Here is a 21,662-nt window from a genome sequence, read left to right as displayed (position 1 = left end):
CCGGCCGTGGTCAGAATTAGAAATATGCCCGTAAACCGACCGATGGCGGAACGCTGCCGCTTGTACGCCTGAACGGATAAGAACTGATGCTTTATTTTTCGCGCTTCAAGATGATCCTGATCTGGCTGGCCGTCGCCGCCACAGTGGTCCTCGCTGCGCCCAACCTTTTTTCCGCCAGCACGCTGGCCAAATTGCCCGACTGGGTGCCGAAGCGGCAGATGACGCTCGGCCTCGACCTGCAGGGCGGCTCGCACATCCTGCTCAGGATGGATCCGAACGATTTGATCAAGGATCGGCTGGAGACGACGCGCGACGAAATCAGGACGCTGCTGCGCGATGCCAAGATCGGCTATACCGGCCTTTCCGGAACGGGCCGCACGGTGCAGGTCCGCATCACCGATCCCGCACAGATCGACGCTGCCAAGACAGCCTTGAAACCATTGACCAATCCGGTGGCCGCAGGCCTGTTCAGCGGCGGCTCCATCCAGGAGATGACGCTGGATGATTCCGAGCCTGGCCTGCTCAAATTTGCCGTTACCGATGCGGGGATCAAATATCGCACCTCGACGGCGCTGACGCAGGCGATCCAGGTTGTCGAGCGTCGCGTCAACGAACTCGGCACCACCGAGCCGATCGTGCAGCGCCAAGGCGACGACCGTATCCTGGTGCAGGTGCCTGGTCTCCAGGACCCGCAGCGGCTGAAGGAAATTCTTGGCCAGACCGCCAAGCTGACGTTCCAGATGGTCGACCAATCGATGCCGGTGCAGGACGCGCTGAACGGCCGTCCGCCGCCGGGATCCTCGGTGCTGTATTCGCAGGACGACCCGCCGGTTCCGTACCTGATCGAGAACCGCGTCATCGTTTCCGGTGAAAACCTTGTCGATGCCCAGGCGACCTTCAATTCCCAGACCAACGAGCCGGTTGTTTCGTTCCGGTTCGATTCGAAAGGGGCGCAGCGGTTCGGGCAGGCGACGGCACAGAACGTCGGCAAGCTGTTTGCCATCATCCTCGACAATCAGGTGATTTCGGCACCGCAGATCCGTGAACCGATCCCGGGCGGTACCGGCCAGATATCGGGAAATTTCACCGCCGAGAGCGCCAACGACCTCGCCGTGCTGCTGCGCGCCGGCGCCTTGCCGGCGACGCTGACGGTGATCGAAGAGCGCACGGTGGGGCCGGGACTTGGCCAGGACTCCATCCATGCCGGCAAGGTCGCCGGCATCATCGGGTCGATCCTGGTGGTGGCATTCATGTTCATCGCCTACGGCTTCCTCGGCTTCCTCGCCAACATCGCGCTGGCGGTGCATGTGGCGATGATCGTCGGGCTGCTGTCGCTGCTTGGAGCGACGCTGACCTTACCCGGCATCGCCGGTATCGTGCTGACCATCGGCATGGCGGTCGATTCGAACGTTCTCATCTATGAACGCATCCGCGAGGAGCGACGTGCCGGCCGCTCGGTCATTCAGGCGATCGATACCGGTTTCAGCAAGGCGCTGGCGACCATCGTCGATTCCAACGTGACGTCGCTGATCGCGACCGTGGTGCTGTTCTGGCTCGGAACCGGGCCGGTGAAGGGCTTTGCCGTCACCTATGCCATCGGCATCCTGACCACGGTCTTCACCGCCTTCACCTTCACCCGCCTGCTGGTGTCGATCTGGCTTCGCCGCGCCCGTCCGAAGGAGTTGCCGCGGGCGCCTGTGACGTTCATTCCACCCGGCACGAAAATTCCGTTCATGGGCATCCGCCGCTGGACGTTCACACTGTCCAGCGTGCTTTCGGTGCTGTCGGTCATCGGGTTCATGACCATCGACATCAATTACGGCATCGATTTCAAGGGCGGGTCACTGATCGAGGTGCAGTCCAAGGCCGGCAATGCCGATCTGGCCGACATCCGCGGCAGGCTGACGGAACTCAATATCGGCGAAGTGCAGGTTCAGCAGTTCGGCGAGCCGAACGACGTGCTGATCCGCGTCGGTACTCAGGAGGGTGGCGAGAACGCCGAACAGACCGTCATCGACAAGGTGCGCGGCGAGCTGCAGGACCAGTATGATTTCCGCCGCGTCGAAGTGGTCGGGCCGACGGTCTCGGGCGAACTTGCCAAGCAAGGCACCATCGCCATGCTTGTCGCGTTGCTTGGTATTCTGATCTATGTCTGGTTCCGCTTCGAATGGCAGTTCGCGGTCGGCGCCATAGTTGCGACCGTGCACGACGTGGTCATGACGATCGGCTTCTTCGTCATCACCGGCCTCGAATTCAACCAGTCGTCGCTGGCGGCGATCCTCACTATCATCGGTTATTCGCTCAACGACACCATCGTCGTCTATGACCGTGTTCGCGAGGATCTGCGAAAATACAAGCGAATGCCGCTGCCGCAATTGCTGAACAACGCCATCAACGAGACGCTGTCGAGGACGACGCTGACCTCGGTGACGACAATCCTGGCGCTGCTTGCGCTGGTGCTGTTCGGCGGCGAGGTGATCCGCTCGTTCACCATGGCGATGCTGTTCGGCGTCGTATTCGGCACTTATTCGTCGATCTTTATCGCCGCGCCACTGCTTATCCTGTTCAAGCTGCGGCCGCAGGCCACAGCGTCCGATGAGGAAAAGCCGGTGGGCGGCGGCAAAGCCATAGCCACCTGACGGCTTGCCTCAAAAGTGGCCAAGGGCATCGTCATCCGCGAGGCGCATTTCCCCGGCCGCGCACCGATCGAGGCTTATGGCAATGGCGGTTTCCGCTTTGCCGACATGTCGCATCGCGGCTCGCTGCTGTGCCTGCCTTTTGGCATCTATGGCTGGGAGCCGGCCGATCCGCTGGCGCTGACGTCAGCGGATTTCGCCAAGTTGTTCAATGAGGCCGCCACGGTCGAGATCCTGCTGGTCGGCAGCGGCAAGGACCTGAGGCCATTGCCTGCAGCGCTGCGTGCGGCGCTGAAAGAAGCGGGCATTTCCGCCGATCCGATGTCGACCGGGGCGGCGGTGCGGACCTATAATGTGCTGCTGGCGGAAGACCGCGCCGTGGCCGCAGCACTCATCGCCGTCGACTGACGTGACCGAAAACACCAAAGTCGTCATTGAGACCGTGCGTGCCGCCGATCATGACCGCTATCTCAGCGTGCTCTATGCGCCCGAGAACAAGCGCGACGCGCTGTTTTCGCTCTATGCCTTCAATGCCGAAGTCGCCGGCATACGCGATCGCATCCACGAGGCGCTGCCGGGGGAGGTGCGGCTGCAATGGTGGCGAGACGTCATCGCAGCCGAAGGGGATCGCGCTAAGGTCGGCCATCCCGTGGCGGACGCGCTGAGAGCGACGATTTCCGCTCACCGCCTGCCCAAGGCCGCTTTCGACAACATGCTCGAAGCGCGCATCTTCGATCTCTATGACGACCCGATGCCGTCGCGCACCGATCTCGAAGGCTATTGCGGCGAGACTGCCGCAGCACTTATCCAGCTTGCGGCGATGGTGCTCGATCCGGTCGAAGCGCCGCGCTTTGCCGAACTTGCCGGCAGGGCAGGTTGTGCGCAGGCGATGACTGGTCTCCTGCTGCTGCTGCCGCCGCACCGCAAGCGGGGACAGTGCTTTGTCCCGGCCGACATCTTGGCCGCCGCAGGAACGTCGCCGCAAGAATTCGTTACAGACGACGGCGGGCCGGGCGCGCAACGCGCAGTAGCCGCGATGGTCGCGCTGGCACGCGAGCATCTTTCCGCTTTCGAGCAGGGAGCGTCCGCTCTACCGGTTTCGCTGCGGCCGGCCTTTCTGCCACTGGCTCTGACGGGCGCCTATCTCGGCAAGATGGACGGCTCCCGCCATTCACCGCTTGATGGCGCGGTGCGGCTTTCGGCCTTGCGCCGGCATTGGCTCTTGTTCCGGCGCGCGACGCAAGGCTGGCCGGTCGCATAGAGGCTGCCGCGTAGCCAACCCGACCGTTATTCCGCAGCCTCCGCCCGGGAAGGCAGCCCCAGCCATTCGCGGCAGTCGGCCAGAGCGCGCGATGTCACCGCGTGCCGCTTGGCGACCGTCTTGTCCTTGCCGCGCAGCCGCTTGCCTTCGATCTTTGGCGCGTCCACGGGCGGGAACAGGCCGAAATTGACGTTCATCGGCTGGAAGGAGCGCTTTCCCGTCTCGTCGTCGGAGACAATATGGCCACCGGTGATGTGGTTGAGCAGCGCGCCGAAGGCGGTGGTCAAGGGCGGCAGCGATGGTGCACGGCCAAGCCTTTCGGCGGCCGCGAAACGCCCGGCAAGCAGGCCGATGGCGGCACTCTCGACATAGCCCTCGCAGCCGGTGATCTGGCCGGCAAAACGCAGGCCGGGCCGCGACTTCAACTGCAGCGAAGCGTCGAGCAGCGTCGGCGAATTGATGTAGGTGTTGCGGTGCAGGCCGCCGAGGCGGGCGAACTCGGCATTCTCCAGCCCGGGGATGGTGCGGAAAATGCGCACCTGCTCGGCGTGCTTCAGCTTGGTCTGGAAGCCGACCATGTTGTAGAGCGTGCCCAGCGCATTGTCCTGGCGAAGCTGGACGACGGCATAGGCCTTTACGGACGGATTGTGCGCATTGGTCAGCCCCATCGGCTTCATCGGCCCGTAGCGCAATGTCTCGACGCCGCGCTCGGCCATCACCTCGATCGGCAGGCAGCCGTCGAAATAGGGCGTGCCTTCCCACTGCTTGAATTCGGTTTTCTGGCCGTCGACCAGCGCCTGTACGAAGGCAAGGTACTGCTCCTTGTCCATCGGGCAATTGATGTAGTCCTTGCCGGTGCCGCCAGGCCCGACCTTGTCGTAGCGCGACTGGAACCAGCAGATATCCATGTCGATCGTGTCGAAATGGACGATTGGCGCGATGGCATCGAAGAAGGCGAGCGCGTCGGCGCCGGTTACTTCGGCGATCGATTGAGCGAGCGAAGGCGCGGTCAGCGGGCCGGTGGCGATAATCGCCTGGTCCCAATCCGCCGGCGGCAGGCCGGGCACTTCCTCGCGTCGAATGGTGATGAGCGGGTGGGCTTCGAGCTTCCGGGTTACCGCTTCGGAAAATCCGTCGCGGTCGACGGCGAGCGCACCGCCGGCCGGCACCTGGTGCGCATCGCCGGCACTCATGATCAGTGAACCGGCCAGCCGCATTTCGGCGTGCAGCAGGCCGACGGCATTGGTTTGCGCATCGTCGGAGCGGAAGGAATTGGAACAGACGAGCTCGGCCAGCCCGTCGGTCTTGTGCGCGTCGGTACCGCGGACGGGACGCATTTCATGCAGGACAACGGGAACGCCGGCTTGCGCCGCCTGCCAGGCGGCTTCGGAACCGGCAAGTCCGCCGCCGATAATGTGAATGGGGTTCTTGTCCATGAGCGCCGAAATAGTCGCTTGGCGCAAGGATTGCAATTGCCAGGGGATCGCACCGCAAGTGGGCTGCCTGGGAAAGACCGCCCAAAACAACAACACCCGCCGGGGGAGGAGGTCCGGCGGGTGTCGTTTTGTTGGCCGATCCTCGGGAGGAGGTGAAGATCGACCGTATTCGCCATCGCCGGGGAGGAGGTCGGCTTTGACGAAATTCTTTTCGCCGTTTGGAAGGGCGCGAAACCCTTTTAGAAACAACGCCCGCCGGGGGAGGAGGTCCGGCGGGCGCCGTTTTTGTGGTCAACCCTCGGGAGGAGGTGAAGGCTGACCGTATCCGTCAGGGTCGGGGAGGAGGTCGACCCTGGCGAAATTCTTGTTGTTAGATCGCCCTGCGAGCGACCATCTTGATCTCGTCACGGACGATGCCGAGATCGTTGAGCTGGCGGTTCGACAGGCGACCCAGCTCGGTAACCGTCTCGCGGTAGACGCGCGAGTTACGATAGTTGCGGATCAGGTTCATTGTCGTTCTCTTTTCAAAACTGGCTCGGACCATTTGCGGTCCGAAGGATTAGACCGCCTTGCGGGCGACGTAATGAATGTCGCTGCGGCTGATGCCGAGGTCGGTCAGTTCACGGGTGCTCAGGCGGCTCAGCTCGGACACGGTGTCCCGGTAGCGGCGCCAGTTGCGATAGTTGCGGATCAGGTTCATGGTATTCTCGTTTCGTCTTTCTTTCGGATCATTCCGTCTTTGTGTGCACCGTGAAAATAGGTGGGGTCATATCGATTTAAAAGCGCTATTGGTGCATGGCAGCAATGCAAATTGTGCAATGCAACATTAACACGCGTCCGGTTTTCCGCCCAGATCGGAAAATGCCGTTAGGTCAAACGCTTGGCCGGATGAGCTAAAAGAACCAAGGAAAGGGGGAGGGGCAATGGCGAGCTATTCGTCACGGGTCAGGTCGGATATCGCGCGATGGCAGCAGGCTGGCCTGATCGACGCGCCGATAGCCGAGGCTCTAACGCGCGACGTCGAGGCAAACGAACGCAAATCGCTGAGTTTCGGCTCGATCCTGGCGATGATGGCGGCGCTGCTGTTCGGCGCAGCAGTCCTGATCTTTATCGCCGCCAACTGGGAAGTCATCCCGCGGCTGGTGCGGGTCGCGGCACTTTTTGCCGTAATCCTTGCCGGTTATGTCGGCGGCGCGGTGCTGAAGATGCGCGACCATGCGGCGATCGGCGAAGCGCTGTGGATCGTCGCAGCGGCGGCATTCGGCGGTTCGATCGCGCTGATCGGCCAGATGTATCATTTATCGGGCGACGAGGCCTCGGCCTTGATCACCTGTGGCGCCGGCACGGCGCTGGCGGCGGTGGCGCTGCGCTCAAACCCGCTGACCGTCGCTGCCGTTGGCATCGCCGATGCCTGGCTGTTCCTGAGAGGATTCGACTACTTCCGGCGCACGGAATTTCCGCATCTCTTCGTGGTCATGGCGCTGGTTCTCTTCGCCGTTTCGTTCTGGACGCGCAGCCAGGCGGCGCGCCACCTGATCATCCTGTCGGTCCTCTTCTACCTCGTGCTGTTGGTCATGCAATACGACACGCTGCAAGTTGCCATCCCGCTCGTTGCCGCGTCGGTGCTGCTTTTTACCGCTGCGATCTTTGCTGCCGGGCCGGTCGACAGGATCTTGCAACTGGGTGGCAGGCTGCCCTTGCACGCGCTGATCGGCTTTCTCACCGGCCTGGCGATGATCCAATTCGAACTGGCGGATGAAAGCAGCTACAATAGCGGCTTCGCCATTGCATCGGCTGTTGTGCTGGCCGGCATCGTCGCGGCGATCGTGCTGGGCGGCCGCGAGAGCCGGGGGTTGCGTTGGGTTGCCTATGCGGGCTTCGCCTTCGAACTCGCTATCATCTATGTGGTGATGCTGCAATCAATGCTCGACACGGCAGGCTTCTTCCTTGCGGCGGCGGTGCTTCTCGCCGTTCTTGCTTTCATTATCATTCGCATAGAAAAGCGCATGAACGCCCCGAACATGACAGGAGCGGCGGCATGATGACCGGCAAGAGACTGATCATCTCGGCGGTAGCCCTGGCGCTCGTCCAGATCGGCTTTCTGAGCTGGATCATCGCCGGACGCGCGGCGATCCTGCGCGACGGCAAGCAGGTCCTGCTCAAGGTCGAGCCGATCGATCCGCGCGATCTCTTGCGCGGTGACTACATTCGGCTCGGCTACGACATTTCGCGCATATCGGTGAAGCTGATCGGCAACATTCCGGCCGGCAAGCTTTCCAGGGAGAACACGTCGATCGTGGTCAGGCTGAAGCAGGGCGCCGACGGCTATTGGGGGCCGACCGCGGCTTGGTTCGGGCAAGCGCCGGTGCCGGCAGCATCCGGTGAAGCCGATATCGTCGGACACGTCTCCGAGGGGTGGGATATCAGCCAGGGAGAAACGACGATCGCGCCGGAGTACGGCATCGAGCGCTTCTATCTGCCGGAAGGCGAGGGGATAGCGATCCAGAACGACATGCGGGTGCGGCCGTTCGGCATCCGCGTGGCGATCGCGGCCAACGGCACGGCGCAGATCAAGGCGCTGGTGGACGGTGACAAGACGCTATTCGAGGAGCCGCTTTATTAGTCCTCCTTCGCCAAGGCTTCGGAGGATTCCCTTCGTCTGTCGAGTTGGCTCAGATGGCGTGCCACCCGAAGCTCGAAGAGCGAAGGGTGGTGCGGATGAAGGGACTCGAACCCCCACGCCTTTCGGCACTGGAACCTAAATCCAGGGCGTCTACCAATTCCGCCACATCCGCATTGCCCGGCCAATCCCATGTAGCCATCATTCTGTCAATGTCAGGGCCGATATCGGCATCATTGGCCGGAATGCAAAGATGGTTGAAAATCAGCGTCGCCTGTGACAAAAGGCGTGTCGAATGTGACGGGACGCGACGATCCGCTTCTGCAGAATGTGATAAGAAGTAGGAAAAACAAAGACTTATTCACATTTTGGAGCGTATTTCTGGAGGATTTGTGCCGCGTTGGGCGGACAGATCGCCAAGTCCCGCACCAAAAGCCATTCCCGGCAAGATCATACCGGCAGGCTGTAAACGGCAGGGGCCGTTTGACGGCCTCATTGGTGGAAACAAAGGTTTTATGATGCAGGTCACCGAAACGCTCAACTCCGGTCTCAAGCGCGAGATCAAGATCACCGTGCCGGCCGGTGACATGGAAGCCAAGCTGATGGCGCGGCTTACCGACGCCAGGAACAAGGTCCGCATCAACGGCTTCCGCCCTGGCAAGGTGCCGGTCCAGCATCTGCGCAAGGTCTACGGCAAATCGTTCATGGCCGAAGTGGTCAACGAGATCCTCAACGATTCGACCCGTTCAATCATCACCGGGCGCGGCGAAAAGGCCGCCATGCAGCCCGAAGTGATCATGACCGAGGACGAGAAGGAAGCCGAGAAGATCCTGGCCGGCGGCGCCGATTTCGAGTTCCGCCTGAACTACGAGGTCATTCCGCCGATTGAGATCAAGGATTTCTCCGACATCAAGGTGACGCGCCAGGTGTTCGACGTGCCGGACGAAGAGATCGACGAGCAGGTCAAGCGTGTCGCTGAATCCGCCCGCACTTACGAGCCGAAGACCGGCAAGGCCGCCGAGGGCGACCGCGTGACCATCGATTATGTCGGCAAGATTGACGGCGAAGCCTTCAACGGCGGCGCCGGCGCCGATCAGCCGCTGGTGCTCGGCTCGAAGGAATTCATCCCCGGCTTCGAGGACCAGCTGGTCGGCAGCAAGGCCGGCGACGAGAAGCAGGTCACGGTCACCTTCCCGGAAAACTACCAGGCGGCGCATCTGGCCGGCAAGGAAGCCACTTTCGACGTGACCGTCAAGGAAGTGTCGAAGCCCGGCGAACTTGAGATCAACGACGAGATGGCCAAAAATCTCGGCCTGGAATCGCTGGAGCGCCTGCGCGAGGTGGTGCGCGGTCAGATCGAGAACCAGTTCGGCTCGATAACGCGCCAGAAAGTCAAGCGGCAGTTGCTCGACCAACTCGACGCTGCTTACTCGTTTGAGGCGCCGTCCAAGCTCGTCGAGGCCGAGTTCAACAACATCTGGAACCAGGTCAACCGCGACCTCGAAGCTGCCGGACGCACCTTTGCCGACGAAGAGACGACGGAAGAAGAAGCGCGTGCCGAATATATGCGGCTTGCCGAGCGCCGCGTGCGTCTCGGCCTGGTTCTCGCCGAAATCGGCGAGAAGGCCGGCGTCACCGTGACGGACGAGGAATTGCAGCGCGGCCTGTTCGAGCAGGTGCGTCGCTATCCGGCCAACCAGCAGCAGGAAGCCTTCGAATTCTATCGCAACAATCCCGAAGCGCTGAACACGTTGCGGGCGCCGATGTTCGAAGAGAAGGTGGTCGACCATTTGCTCGGCCAGATTTCTGTCACCGATGTCAAAGTCAGCAAGGAAGAGCTGCTGGCCGACGACGAGGATACTGAGACAACCAAGGCCAAGCCGGCGAAGAAGGCGGCTGCGAAAAAAGCGGACGCCAACAAGGCCGACGACGACGCTGAAGAGCCGAAGAAAAAGGCCACGCCGAAGAAGAAGGCCGCCAAGGACGCTGAATAACGTTTCTGCTGAATTCCGAAAGGCCGCCTTCTTGAGGCGGCCTTTTTCGTTGTGGCGCAGACGCAACGGATTTCACGCATCTGGCGGTCGAGGTAGCGATACGAAGCTTTGATGATTATCTGCGCTGGGTTGCGGACCGCAGCGGTTGTTGGAGGCATCGTTGAGACAGTTCTTCGGTATCGGAAGCGTGATGGCGGCGGCGTTCCTGCTTGCATCGGTCTGCGGGATCGCCCAGGCCGATACCGGTCTCGACAACTGGCGGTTCGACAAGAGCAGCGATGGCCTTGTCACCGCCTCGCTTTACGCGACCAATAAGCTCATCACCGGCGGCGGCGCATTGAGCTACAGCCCGGTATTGACGATCGCCTGCCGGACCGCCGGCGAACCACGTTGGAGCGAATGGCTGCAGCTGAGCGACACCGTTTCCGCCAGCCGAACCATCGCCATGTCGGTGACTGTCGACCAATCCGGCAAGCTCAACGAAAGCTGGTCGGTCGGCCCGCGCAGCAGGATGCTGGTCCGCGACGGTGCCGACGGCATCAGGCGACTGATTTCCGCGGACCGGCTGCTGTTGTCCTGGCGGTTCGGATTGCTGGCGGGGCGCGGCACAGCCGACTTCGACCTCGCCGGAGTTGAAGAGGCGGTCGGCCGGATCGCCGCCACCTGCAACACCAAATTGCCTTGAGCAGATTGTCCGCATTAAACCTTTGCATGGTCGAACTCTACCTGCCGGCCGGGTTCTGTGGTATATAGGTGCCGCAACTCCAGGCAGTGGATATCCGTTCTGCCATTCAAGAGCGCATGCCAGCGGACTAAATGTCGGCCTGTGCAGGTCAGCCAGGGCAAATTGGCGATCAGGGAGGAAATGCCATGCGTGCCATTGTGTTTTTTATCATCATGTCCGTCGCCACCGTCATTGCCGGCCCCTCTCGGGCACAGGATGCCGCGGCGGGTGAGAAGGTCTTCGCCAAATGCAAGGTCTGCCACGTCGCAGACAAGGACCAAAACAAGATCGGTCCGTCCTTGAACGGCGTCATCGGTCGAACGGCCGGCACGCATCCGGGGTTCAGCTATTCCAAGGCCATGACCGAGGCCGGAAAATCCGGCGTTAAATGGGACGAAGCCACGCTGACGACCTACCTTCACGATCCCAAGGCGATGGTCAAAGGAACGAAGATGGCATTCCCCGGCCTCAAGAAGGACGAGGACGTCGCCAATGTCATTGCTTATCTGAAGCAATTCTCCAAATAGCCCGGCTCTTCCGCCGAGTCTTGGTATCGCAAACAGGTCGAGGCCTCGGCCGCAATCTGCCGGCAGTGTCGGTGGGGAGGCGGCTCGTTGCAAAAAAGACATTGGCCGGCTAGGCTGCCGTTCCCATCGGTGGTCGTCTGAATGTCGACTGAAGAAAGCCGCCTCAAAGATACCGGCATCCGCCTCTCGGAGGCGACGGCGGGTGATTTCTTTGCGCTTTTGAAACCACGCGTCATGGCGCTTGCCGTGTTTACTGCCTTCGTCGGCCTGATGATGGCGCCCGGCGTGATGAATCCAGTTATCGCCGTAATTGCCATCGGCGCAATCGCGGTTGGAGCCGGAGCCGCCGGCGCGCTCAATATGTGGTACGACGCAGACATAGACGCCTTGATGTCTCGCACGTCCAAGCGACCAATTCCGTCCGGTCGCGTCGCGCCTGGCGAAGCTCTCAGCTTCGGTCTGGTGCTTTCCGCACTGTCGGTCATGACGCTCGGCGTGCTGGTGGGGTGGCTTGCCGCATCGTTGTTGGCGTTTACCATCTTTTTCTATGTCGTTATCTACACGATGTGGCTGAAGCGCTCGACGCCACAGAATATCGTCATAGGCGGCGCGGCAGGCGCCCTTCCTCCGGTGATCGGGTGGGCTGCTGCAACCAGCGCAATCGGCATTGAAAGTCTCATCCTGTTTCTGATCATTTTCCTCTGGACGCCGCCTCATTTCTGGGCGCTGGCCCTTTTCAAGGTCGGCGACTATGCCGCGGCGGGTATCCCGATGATGCCGAATGTGGCTGGGCAAGGCTCGACCAGAAAACAAATCTTCGCCTATTCGCTGCTCTTGGCGCCAATCGGCGTGCTTCCTTGGGGCTTCGGCTTCGCGAGCGGATATTATGGCACTGTTTCAGCCGCCTTAGGCGCAGGTTTCATTTGGCACGCCTGGAAGGTTCTCGTCGCCGACAAGGAGATGAAGCCGGCAAAGGCGCTGTTTGCGTATTCGATTGTCTATCTTTTCGCGATCTTTGCGGCGCTGCTTGCCGACACCATTGTAATGCGAGTGGTCGCGTCAGCCGGCTATTGACCCCGGCTCAAAACATCACGTTGGCAGCCCACAAAATCCCAGCAACAGCAGAATAACGACGCCAAGGCCGAGTATGAGAACTGTCCTTCCATCCATGACCTTCACCTTCGACTAGAAGAGCATATCGAAGAACGGCGTCCGGAGCTAGTCAGGCTACCGGCGACCTCTTACTCCCGGGCCTTCCTACAAAGCGCGACAAGTCCCCCGCATGAGAGTATATTGATCATGGTGCAGGTCGCGGTTTGCGTGGGCCAATCATGCAGAATGGCAGCACCGTAAAACGCGACCTTACCGGACCTGGTCTGGAGGAATGGTCATGGCAAGCTTTCACGTGATAGCAGGCGCCAGCGAGACGCTGGAACACACCAGAATTCGAAAAATCGGTGTCTCCGATCTTTTTGATGCGCTGAGGCGTGGCGTCGATGATTTCATGGTCAAGCCGTCGCACATCGTTTTTCTCTGCCTGATCTATCCGATTGCGGGAGTCGTGCTTGCTGTCTGGACATCAGGCAACAACACGCTGCCATTGCTGTTTCCGCTTGTTTCCGGCTTTGCACTGATTGGTCCGTTCGCGGCGATCGGTCTCTATGAGATCAGCCGGCGACGGGAAGCCGGGCTCGACGCCTCGTGGAGGCACGCCTTTGAGGTCAGGAGTTCTCCGGCACTGCCGGCTATCGCAGCGGTCGGCGTCATGCTGCTTGCGATCTTCATCGCCTGGCTTTTGACGGCCCAGATATTCTACCAGGCCCTATTCGGCCCGGCGCCGCCGCAATCGCTGTCCAGCTTCATCAGTGAAATATTCGCCACGGGACGCGGCTGGACGCTCATCATCCTGGGTCACGCCATCGGCTTCGTGTTCGCCGCGGTTGTGTTGTGTACCACGGTCGTCGCATTCCCGTTGTTGCTCGACCGCGATGTCGGCGCCTACGAAGCCATCCATACCTCGGTGCGCGTTGTCCTGGCCAACCCGATCGTGATGGCGGTGTGGGGCCTTATCGTCGCCGTCGCCCTGATCGTCGGCTCGCTGCCAGTGTTCGCCGGGTTGGCGGTCGTGCTGCCGATCCTTGGTCATGCCACCTGGCATGTCTACCGGAAAGTTGTGGAATCGCCGCCGGCCACCAGGCCGTGAGCTGAAACCTGTCGTGCCCGTACCGCCGAAAGAGCTGGTGCGGGCAGGGTGGGGCAGAGCGTTCAATAGGCCGGATGGCTGAAACGGGCCTGGCGCGCGTCCTTTGTCAGGTCGCGGAAATCCTTGCCGCTCACGTGCACAAGCGTCTTGTGGTCGCCGCCCTCGAAATAGATTTCGGGAGCATCGCCGAGGCTTTCGTCGAGGACCACCGGCACATCATAGGCAGCGCCGATCGGCGGCACAGCGCCGACGTCGCAATCGCCGAACAACGAGACCACCTCGTCTTCGGAGGCCAGCCCAAGAGGCTTGTCCATGACGTCCTGCAATGTCGCGAGTTCTATCCTGTGCGTGCTTGGAACCACGGCCAGCGCGTAGCCACGGTCGTGGTGAACGACCACCGATTTGGCCATTATGCTGCCGGGCACATGTGCCGCAATGGCGGATTGTCTGCTTGTCGCCGTGCGGTGATGCTCGACGGTGTCGTAGGAAATTCCTTTCCTATCGATGAAATCCTTCAGTCTGTTTGCGATGGTCATCTTGGGCGCCCCTTGCTGGTGTTCGCGACGCATGTGGAAACGCCGGCATCGCCTGACGTCTCCGATACCAACAGAAATGGACCAGCCGTGGATTGTTTCAAGGCGAAGGCTCCAGGACCGGACCGCCTGGAGCCGGATTGCATGTCAGGGCCCGGCCCCGAAAAACGCCATTCGGGTGAGAAGCGTGTAGTCCGCTTCGAAGACCATCATCGTCACGAACACCAGCACCAGCACCGGCGGCAGGATGATTGCATATGTCAGCGCCAGCCGTTCCCAGGCCATGTGCATGAAGATAGCGACGATCAGCCCTGCCTTGAGGATCATGAAGATCAGGATCAGCGACCATCTGACATAGCCGTGGAGACCGAAATAGTCGACCAGATACGAGCAGGTGCTGAGGATGAACAACCACGCCCAGACCACCAGATAGAGCTTGATCGGGTGCTCCTGATGAACCTCCGCTGGGGTAACGCCGGTCGTCGTCGCCTCATGCACATGGGCGCTGTCCAGCGCATGCTGTCCGAGGCCGTTTGCGGTTGCTTCAGCCATGTCCTGCCTCTCACCAAAGATAGAAAAATGCGAAAATGAACACCCAGACCAGATCGACGAAATGCCAGTAAAGCCCCATGATTTCGACGTTCTCGTAGCGGCCCCTCCGGCTGGTGAAGAAGCCGGGCCGTCCGACGTCGTAGTCCCCGCGCCAGACCTTTCGCGCCACGATGATCAGGAAGATCACCCCGATCGTCACATGCGTGCCGTGGAAGCCGGTAATCATGAAAAAGGATGCGCCGAACTGTGCAGCGCCCCAGGGATTGCCCCAAGGCCGCACGCCTTCGGTGATCAGCTTGGTCCATTCGAAGGCCTGCATGCCGACGAAGGTCGCGCCGAGTGCTGCGGTCAAAAGCATCAGCACTGCCGTCTTGCGGCGGTCGCGGCGGTAGCCGAAATTGACCGCCATGGCCATCGTTCCGCTGCTCGAGATCAGCACGAAGGTCATGATAGCGATAAGGATCAGTGGAATGTCGGAGCCGCCGATGCGCAGGGCAAAGACCTCGCTCGGATTGGGCCACGGCACGCGTGTTGAGATACGCGCGGTCATGTAGGAGAGCAGGAAGCAGCCGAAGATGAACGTGTCGCTGAGCAGGAAGATCCACATCATGGCCTTGCCCCAGGACACGTTTTTGAACGCCCGCTGATCCGAGGACCAGTCGGCGGCGATGCCTTGCCAGCCTGCGGGCCGCGGCTCTGTTCGGCCGATGTGGGCCAGTGTCGTCTCTGCCATCCGCCCGTTCCTCCTAGGTCAGCAACCCTCGGCAAATGTCGATTAAAGTCGAAGCCCAGCCGGCCAGAAGCGCAAAGATGGCGAGCCAGACGAAAAGCAGGAAATGCCAGTACATGGCGCACAGCTCGACACTGAGGCGCAGCCGCTGCGGCTGCGCACCGTTCCAGGCGCCGACGCTCGTTCTGCCCAGCCCGACCAGTCCTCCCAGTATGTGCAGGCCATGCATTCCCGTTAGCAGGTAGAAGAAGCTGTTGGCCGGATTGGACGCCAGAAAATAGCCGTCCGCACTCAGTTCCCGCCATGCCACAAGCTGTCCAATCAGGAAGACGAGCGCCGTGAGTCCGGCAGTGGCGAGGCCGAGCCTGACCATGTCCATTTGACCCTTGCGCGCCGCGAGCGAAGCGCACTGTATCGCAATGCTGCTCAAGATCAGTACGCCGGTGTTAAGCCAGAGCAGGGGCGGGATGGGCAGCGGCCGCCAATCCGACAGTGCCATGCGCATGAAGTAAGCACTGGTGAACAGCGCGAACAGGCAGCCGACGACGGCAAGGAAGACGCCGAGACCGATCTTTGCGGTCGGCAGCGCCGATCGGTCCAGAGCGACAAAATCGCCGATCATACCTTGCTCGAGCCACGGCTTCGTCATTAGCCGCTGATGGGAAAGCCACCACCCGGCAATACCGGCGATCACGAGCAGGAAGACCAGGATTACGCTCATGCCGGCTCCCTGGAGGGCGCGAAGGAGCCCGGAACGTTTTGCGGTATGAAGTCCTCCTTGGCTCCCGGTACGCTGTAGTCATAGGCCCAGCGATAGACGATCGGCAGATCCTTGCCGAAGTTGCCGTGGGCGGGCGGTGTTTCAGGCGTCTGCCACTCGAGCGTCGTGGCCCGCCACGGATTGCCGCCAGCCTCGCGACCATGGCGGATGCTCCAGATGAGATTGAACAGGAACACCAGTTGGGCAAAGCCGACAATGAACGCCATGATGCTGATGAACGAGTTCAGGTGGTGGGCCGATTCCGTCATGATCGTCATGTCGGTCAATTCGTTGTAGCGCCGCGGCACGCCCATCAAGCCGAGATAGTGCATTGGAAAGAAGATCAGATAGGCGCCGAGGAAGGTGACCCAGAAATGGAACCGGCCCAGTGTCTCGTTCAGCATCCGGCCGGTGACCTTCGGATACCAGTGATAGATCGCGCCGAAGATTACGATGATCGGCGCAACTCCCATGACCATATGGAAATGGGCGACGACGAACATCGTGTCCGACAGCGGAACGTCGACGACGACATTGCCGAGGAACAAGCCGGTCAACCCGCCATTGACGAAGGTGACGATGAAGGCCAGGGCAAAAAGCATCGGTATGGTGAGGTGGATGTCGCCACGCCACAGCGTCAGCACCCAGTTGTAGACCTTGATGGCTGTTGGAACGGCGATGATCAATGTCGTGGTGGCGAAGAAAAAGCCGAAATAGGGATGCATGCCGCTGACATACATGTGGTGCGCCCAGACCACGAAGCTCAGCGCGCCGATGCCGACGATGGCCCAGACCATCATGCGGTAGCCGAAGATGTTCTTGCGCGCATGGGTGCTGATCAGGTCGGATACGATGCCGAAGGCCGGAAGCGCCACGATGTAGACCTCCGGATGGCCGAAGAACCAGAACAGATGCTGGAACAGGATCGGGCTGCCGCCGCCATGCTGCAACTGTTCGCCCATCTCGACGATCGCCGGCATGAAGAAGCTGGTGCCGAGCGCCCGGTCGAGCAGCATCATCACGCAGGCGACGAACAGCGCCGGGAAGGCGAGCAGCGCCATGACGGTGGCGGTGAAAATACCCCAGACAGTAAGCGGAAGGCGCATCAGCGTCATGCCGCGTGTGCGGCCCTGCAGCACCGTCACGACATAGTTCAAGCCGCCCATGGTAAAGCCGACGATGAACAGGATCAGCGAGACAAGCATCAGGATGATGCCCCAGTCCTGGCCGCCTGGCGTACCGGTCATGATCGCCTGCGGCGGATAGAGCGTCCAGCCGGCACCCGTCGGTCCGCCAGGCGCAAAGAAGCTCGACACCAGGACCAGCACGGCGAGCAGATAGATCCAGTAGCTCAGCATGTTGACATAGGGAAAGACCATGTCGCGAGCACCAACCATCAACGGGATCAGATAGTTGCCGAAGCCGCCCAGGAAGAGTGCTGTGAGCAGGTAGATCACCATGATCATGCCGTGCATGGTGATGAACTGGTAGTAGGCCTCCGGGGTGATGAAATCGAATGTGCCGGGGAAGCCGAGCTGCAGCCGCATCAGCCAGGATAGCACCAGCGCGACCATGCCGATCGCTGTCGCCGTCGCCGAATACTGGATGGCGATGACCTTGGCGTCCTGCGAGAAAACGTATTTCGTCCACCAGCTGTGCGGATGGTAGAGTTCCATTTCCGCGACTTCGGCCGGCGGTACCGCATCTGCAGGTGTGATATCGACCATAGGAACACCTCCGTGCCCTTTTCGGCCAGCCCGACAGTTCGGGCTTGCCGCAGTAATTTCAATCCCGACGGCGCACCGTCGTTCCGGTTTCCTACTCTGCCGAGCCCATCTGCTGGGGCGCGGACAGCTGCGCAAAAGTCTGCTGCTGGCCAAGCCATGCCAGATAGTCTTCCTGAGTATCGACCATGACCACGCCATGCATCATCGGATGTCCCTGGCCGCAGAGTTCGGCACACAGGACCTGGAAGGTTCCGGTCTTGGTCGGAGTGAACCAGAAATAGGTGACCGAGCCCGGGATCATGTCCATCTTGGCGCGGAATTCCGGCACGTAGAAATCGTGCAGCACATCGATCGAGCGGAGCAGCATCTTGACGGGTTTGCCTACCGGGAGGTGCAGGTCGGCCGCTTCCACTACGACATCGTCCTGGCCGTTGGCATCGGTGGCGATGACGCCGAGTGGATTTTCAGCGTTGACGTCGCGGGTGTCGGATGTGCCGAGCTTGCCGTCCTTGCCGGGGAGGCGGAAACTCCATTGCCACTGCTGGCCGACGACTTCGACCTCGGTTGCGTCGCTTGGAACATTTACGAACCGGCTCCAGACGAACAGTCCGGGAACGAGCAAAGCCGTGACGCCAACTGCAGTGACGACCGTCAGCCAGGATTCGAGGCGCCTGTTCTCAGGTTCATATGCCGCCTGATTGCCTTCCCGATGACGGAAGCGGAAGACGCAATAGGCCATGAAAAGAACCACGGCGGCGAAGACGACGCCGGTGATCCAGAAAGTTATGATGATGGTGTTGTCGATATAGTCCCAGTTCGAGGCAATCGGCGTCCACCACCATGGGCTCAGGAAGTGGAACAACACCGAGCCCACGACTATCAGAACGAGTACAAGCGCAACGGCCATGTCCCGGTTCCTCCCGGTATTCCAAGCGGCGCAAGCCGTCCCGGGAAATACCAAGTGCATCATAACTTGATTTGCGATGAAAATTCTAGAGCCGGCTGTGGGAAGAGCAAAAATACCATTTCTCGGCGCTGGCGGTCCTTCGATTCGGCGGTGATCAGCGGCAGGCCTTCATCCACCTCCAGCTCAGCCACCCGATGGCGAGAGCGGCAAGCATTGTCAGCGTCGAGTAGCCGGCAAGGGCGGGCACGCCGAATATGCCGGCAGTCACCGGAACGGCGATCGTCGGGGATCGTCGCGCGCAGGTTCTACAGGAACAGCAGCATGACGAAGAGCGTCAGCACGATTGCTTCGAGCAGTGTCCGTTCACCTGCTCGACCGACAGCTCGACGAAGGGAGTGGAGCCACCTTATTGGCCGGCAGATGTCACCCGCCAAACTGTGTTGCCAACGTCGTCAGCAATGAGCAGGGCCCCGGTTTTGTCGACAGCCAGGCCGACAGGCCGGCCGCGCGCCTTGTTGTCCTTGTCCAGGAAGTCAGTCACCACGTCGGTAGCGACGCCGCTCGGACGGCCGCCGCTGAATGGTACGAACACCACCTTGTAGCCATTGAAGCGCGTGCGGTTCCAGCTGCCGTGCTCGCCAACGAAGGCGCCGCCGCGATATGCCTCGGGAAGGCCGGTTGCCGTATAGAAGACCAGTCCCAGAGGGGCGACGTGGGAACTCAGTGCATAATCCGGAACGATCGCTTTCGCGACCAGGTCCGGACGCTGGGGCATGACGCGGGGATCGAGATGCTGGCCATAATAGCTGTATGGCCATCCGTAGAAGCCGCCATCCTTTACCGAGGTCAGATAATCCGGTAAGAGATTGGGGCCGAGCTCGTCGCGCTCATTGATCACTGCCCAGAGCGCGCCGGTCTGCGGCTCCCAGCTCAGGCCGTTTGGATTGCGCAAACCGCTGGCGAAAATGCGTGACCGGCCGGTGGCCCTGTCTACCTGCCAGATGGCGGCGCGGTTCTTCTCCGCCTCAATGCCGTTTTCGGCGACGTTGCTGTTCGAGCCGACGCCGACATAGAGCAGCGAGCCGTCGGGGCTTGCCACCAGGCTCTTTGTCCAATGGTGGTCGATCGGGCCGCCGGGCAGGGCGGTGAGCGGCGTTCCGGGCGCGGTGATCTTTGTGTCACCGGTGTTGTAGGGATAGCGGACGATGGAATCGGTATTGGCGACATAGAGATCGCTTCCCACCAGCGCCACGCCGAAGGGGGAGCTCAGGTGGTCGAGGAATACGCTGGTCAGCTCCGGCTTGCCATCGCCATCGGCGTCGCGCAGCAGCGTAATGCGATTGCTCGGGCCGCTGTCGCCGCCCGAGGTGACCCAGGATTCGATCCAGCCCATCACCAAATCCTTGGGCCGTTTGATCGGTTCGCCACCCGGCGCTTTGGACTCGACCACCAGGACGTCGCCATTGGGCAGCACATAAAGCGACCGCGGATGCTGCAAGCCGTGGGCAAAAGCCTGGATCTGCAATCCCTGCGCGACTGTCGGCTTTTCATCGTTCTTCCATCCGACCACGGAAGCGAGATGCATAGGCGGGAAGAAATATTGGATCGGCTCCGGCAGGTTTGGATTCGGCCCTATCTGACTGCCGGGATCCGGGTCGTTGCCGCTGCACGCTGCAAGAGTGATCGCCGCAGTGCAAATAAGGACCGACACCGCGATGCGCCTGGTCTGACCGATGGAGCTTGCTACGCGCATCAATCCGCCACTCCGACGTGATGCCGGTACACCATGGACCAGCCCAGCCAACCAGTGAAGATGAGGATGAGCACGACAACCGCCGAGAGGATCAAGCCGGTGGGAACGATGGAGGTCCATGCATCGCGGGTGTGCACGAGCATGTTGATGATGGACAATGCCAACGCCAGCAGATTGCCGAGCACGTGCGGCCAGGCGGGGGGCTGTGCCCTTATCAGCGGATTAGCCAGGAAATCGATCAGCCCCGCGATCGCTGCAAGGCAGCCCATGATCACGCCGACGGTAACCAGCCAAGCGGAGAAGTCAGCCCACATCATCTCCGCTGTTCGCCAATAGGCCAGATCCGTCAGCAGGGTGCCGACGAAGCAGGCGATCGGAAACGGCACGAGCATCGGATGAATAGGATGTCCCGCAATCCTGGCCGTCGAACGCGGGTTGTCACGGACCATAATGCGCAATCCTTCTCAGTTCTCGCCCAAACAAATTGCCATCCGGCCTCCGGCGGCTGTTGCCGAGAGGCCGGCAGACGACCCGTCGATCCGTCAGGCCCAAGAAAGGGCGCTGGCTGGCTGCGCCTGCTAGGCGGCGGACTGGGTCGGCGGGTTCTGGTACATCATCCAGAGCTCGATCGCGGCCAGGACGGCGACCAGAATGCCGATCACGACATGCACGGTCATCGCCGTTGTCGCCTGGAATCCAAGCACCCAGGGAGACACGAGGACCCACAGTCCGACGACCAGATTCACCCACTCTTCCCACACGGCAAATGCCGCGAGGGCGGCAATCGAAAGCACGACGATCAAGATTCCGCTGCCGAGGGCGTTCTGCGTCTGCGGGCCTGCCGCAAAGGCGAAGATCCAGGGAGAAAAGAACAGAATTGCCCCAAGGATCAGGTTGGCTACGTCACAGAGCCTGGCGTTTGTCCACTGGTTCATGGCATCCTCCATAAGGAGCGTTTATGGCTCCCGAGTTCGGCAAGGTGGTGCCTAAGTTCGGCGCGATACGCCCGAAGCCGCTCACTCCGTGTCACGGCAGTGCCCTTACCCGGCCGGAGTTGCGCATCTGGCGAACTCCAGTCAAATCCGGCTATCTAACTGAATTCCGGGCATTATGTTCCATTGGGCGCCGGCACGTCTGGATCAATTGATGGTGATCGAGCAAATCCAAACCTGCCTATCACGGGGCGGCGGGGCGGCGGCGTGTAGCTCATTCTGTCTTTTTATCGAGCCGGTGAAACATTTCTCATGGATCGCAGTTCTTGGATCCAGAGGAGTTGAATAAGGGCAACCTATTGCACGC

Annotated in this window: 22 protein-coding genes and 1 tRNA gene; 10 read left to right on the top strand and 13 right to left on the bottom strand. The window is 61.0% G+C overall.

The window, feature by feature from the left end:
* Nucleotides 1-86: 86 nt before the first annotated feature.
* From secDF to NKH21_RS28195, 3 genes are read left to right on the top strand one after another with little or no spacing between them, the layout of a single operon-like run.
* Nucleotides 87-2,639, top strand: a complete 2,553-nt coding sequence (gene secDF / locus NKH21_RS28205) for a protein translocase subunit SecDF (RefSeq protein WP_352666061.1) — start codon at nt 87-89, stop codon at nt 2,637-2,639.
* Nucleotides 2,640-2,654: 15 nt separating this feature from the next.
* Nucleotides 2,655-3,044 carry an Mth938-like domain-containing protein gene (locus NKH21_RS28200; protein ID WP_352869104.1) on the top strand — a complete coding sequence of 130 codons (390 nt, stop codon included), beginning with the start codon at nt 2,655-2,657 and terminating at the stop codon, nt 3,042-3,044.
* A gap of 25 nt (nt 3,045-3,069) precedes the next feature.
* Nucleotides 3,070-3,897, top strand: a complete 828-nt coding sequence (locus NKH21_RS28195; protein WP_502911922.1) for a phytoene/squalene synthase family protein — start codon at nt 3,070-3,072, stop codon at nt 3,895-3,897.
* 26 nt (nt 3,898-3,923) lie between these two features.
* On the opposite strand, the gene trmFO is transcribed toward NKH21_RS28195, so the two are convergent.
* The 3 genes from trmFO to NKH21_RS28180 form a co-directional block, all read right to left on the bottom strand.
* On the bottom strand, nt 3,924-5,333 hold the full coding sequence (gene trmFO / locus NKH21_RS28190; protein ID WP_352869098.1) for a methylenetetrahydrofolate--tRNA-(uracil(54)-C(5))-methyltransferase (FADH(2)-oxidizing) TrmFO: 1,410 nt from the start codon (nt 5,331-5,333) through the stop codon (nt 3,924-3,926).
* A 370-nt stretch (nt 5,334-5,703) separates the two neighbouring features.
* The gene (locus NKH21_RS28185; protein WP_352869096.1) at nt 5,704-5,844 is read right to left on the bottom strand and encodes a DUF1127 domain-containing protein; all 141 of its coding nucleotides are present in this window, start codon (nt 5,842-5,844) and stop codon (nt 5,704-5,706) included.
* A 48-nt stretch (nt 5,845-5,892) separates the two neighbouring features.
* Nucleotides 5,893-6,033, bottom strand: coding sequence for a DUF1127 domain-containing protein (locus tag NKH21_RS28180; protein WP_091596947.1), 141 nt, complete (start codon nt 6,031-6,033; stop codon nt 5,893-5,895).
* A gap of 223 nt (nt 6,034-6,256) precedes the next feature.
* Between NKH21_RS28180 and NKH21_RS28175 the strand changes: the two genes are divergently transcribed.
* Both NKH21_RS28175 and NKH21_RS28170 read left to right on the top strand, forming a co-directional pair.
* Nucleotides 6,257-7,375 (top strand): DUF2157 domain-containing protein, encoded by a 1,119-nt coding sequence (locus NKH21_RS28175; protein ID WP_352869093.1) that lies wholly within the window; start codon nt 6,257-6,259, stop codon nt 7,373-7,375.
* A complete protein-coding gene (locus tag NKH21_RS28170; protein ID WP_352869091.1) occupies nt 7,372-7,956 on the top strand; it encodes a GDYXXLXY domain-containing protein in 585 nt (194 codons plus the stop codon). Before NKH21_RS28175 ends, NKH21_RS28170 begins: the two co-directional genes overlap by 4 nt.
* An 87-nt stretch (nt 7,957-8,043) precedes the next feature.
* Here NKH21_RS28170 and NKH21_RS28165 read toward each other — a convergent pair.
* Nucleotides 8,044-8,128, bottom strand: a tRNA-Leu gene (locus NKH21_RS28165).
* Between the two features lie 343 nt (nt 8,129-8,471).
* Between NKH21_RS28165 and tig the strand changes: the two genes are divergently transcribed.
* The 5 genes from tig (at nt 8,472) to NKH21_RS28140 (ending at nt 13,401) form a co-directional block, all read left to right on the top strand.
* Entirely contained in the window at nt 8,472-9,947 is a 1,476-nt protein-coding gene (tig, locus tag NKH21_RS28160; protein ID WP_352869161.1) for a trigger factor, read from the top strand.
* Between the two features lie 160 nt (nt 9,948-10,107).
* Entirely contained in the window at nt 10,108-10,632 is a 525-nt protein-coding gene (locus NKH21_RS28155) for a hypothetical protein (protein ID WP_352869089.1), read from the top strand.
* A 212-nt stretch (nt 10,633-10,844) separates the two neighbouring features.
* Nucleotides 10,845-11,198, top strand: coding sequence for a c-type cytochrome (locus NKH21_RS28150; RefSeq protein ID WP_502899365.1), 354 nt, complete (start codon nt 10,845-10,847; stop codon nt 11,196-11,198).
* Nucleotides 11,199-11,339: 141 nt separating this feature from the next.
* The gene (locus tag NKH21_RS28145; RefSeq protein ID WP_352869087.1) at nt 11,340-12,272 is read left to right on the top strand and encodes a heme o synthase; all 933 of its coding nucleotides are present in this window, start codon (nt 11,340-11,342) and stop codon (nt 12,270-12,272) included.
* A gap of 316 nt (nt 12,273-12,588) precedes the next feature.
* Complete coding sequence (locus tag NKH21_RS28140; RefSeq protein ID WP_352666070.1) at nt 12,589-13,401, top strand: DUF2189 domain-containing protein; 813 nt, start codon at nt 12,589-12,591, stop codon at nt 13,399-13,401.
* A 62-nt stretch (nt 13,402-13,463) separates the two neighbouring features.
* Here NKH21_RS28140 and NKH21_RS28135 read toward each other — a convergent pair whose 3' ends face one another.
* From NKH21_RS28135 to NKH21_RS28095, 9 genes are all read right to left on the bottom strand, one after another.
* Entirely contained in the window at nt 13,464-13,937 is a 474-nt protein-coding gene (locus tag NKH21_RS28135) for an aminoacyl-tRNA deacylase (protein WP_352869084.1), read from the bottom strand.
* Nucleotides 13,938-14,081: 144 nt separating this feature from the next.
* A complete protein-coding gene (locus NKH21_RS28130; protein ID WP_352869081.1) occupies nt 14,082-14,486 on the bottom strand; it encodes a cytochrome C oxidase subunit IV family protein in 405 nt (134 codons plus the stop codon).
* A gap of 10 nt (nt 14,487-14,496) precedes the next feature.
* The gene (locus NKH21_RS28125; RefSeq protein WP_023678903.1) at nt 14,497-15,219 is read right to left on the bottom strand and encodes a heme-copper oxidase subunit III family protein; all 723 of its coding nucleotides are present in this window, start codon (nt 15,217-15,219) and stop codon (nt 14,497-14,499) included.
* A gap of 13 nt (nt 15,220-15,232) precedes the next feature.
* Nucleotides 15,233-15,937, bottom strand: a complete 705-nt coding sequence (locus NKH21_RS28120) for a cytochrome c oxidase subunit 3 (RefSeq protein ID WP_352869079.1) — start codon at nt 15,935-15,937, stop codon at nt 15,233-15,235.
* A complete protein-coding gene (gene ctaD / locus NKH21_RS28115; RefSeq protein ID WP_352666073.1) occupies nt 15,934-17,703 on the bottom strand; it encodes a cytochrome c oxidase subunit I in 1,770 nt (589 codons plus the stop codon). Before ctaD ends, NKH21_RS28120 begins: the two co-directional genes overlap by 4 nt.
* A 91-nt stretch (nt 17,704-17,794) precedes the next feature.
* Nucleotides 17,795-18,610 carry a cytochrome c oxidase subunit II gene (gene coxB, locus NKH21_RS28110; protein WP_254818347.1) on the bottom strand — a complete coding sequence of 272 codons (816 nt, stop codon included), beginning with the start codon at nt 18,608-18,610 and terminating at the stop codon, nt 17,795-17,797.
* A gap of 406 nt (nt 18,611-19,016) precedes the next feature.
* Complete coding sequence (locus tag NKH21_RS28105) at nt 19,017-20,363, bottom strand: PQQ-dependent sugar dehydrogenase (RefSeq protein ID WP_352869076.1); 1,347 nt, start codon at nt 20,361-20,363, stop codon at nt 19,017-19,019.
* Nucleotides 20,363-20,812 (bottom strand): DUF2231 domain-containing protein, encoded by a 450-nt coding sequence (locus tag NKH21_RS28100; RefSeq protein ID WP_352666075.1) that lies wholly within the window; start codon nt 20,810-20,812, stop codon nt 20,363-20,365. Before NKH21_RS28100 ends, NKH21_RS28105 begins: the two co-directional genes overlap by 1 nt.
* A gap of 129 nt (nt 20,813-20,941) precedes the next feature.
* Entirely contained in the window at nt 20,942-21,298 is a 357-nt protein-coding gene (locus tag NKH21_RS28095; RefSeq protein WP_051409696.1) for an SPW repeat protein, read from the bottom strand.
* Nucleotides 21,299-21,662 lie beyond the last annotated feature (364 nt).

The organism is Mesorhizobium sp. M1329, assembly GCF_040318035.1.
GTDB lineage: Bacteria > Pseudomonadota > Alphaproteobacteria > Rhizobiales > Rhizobiaceae > Mesorhizobium.
The sequence above is the reverse complement of the archived record's forward strand: the minus strand, read 5'-3'. Positions and strand labels throughout refer to the sequence as shown.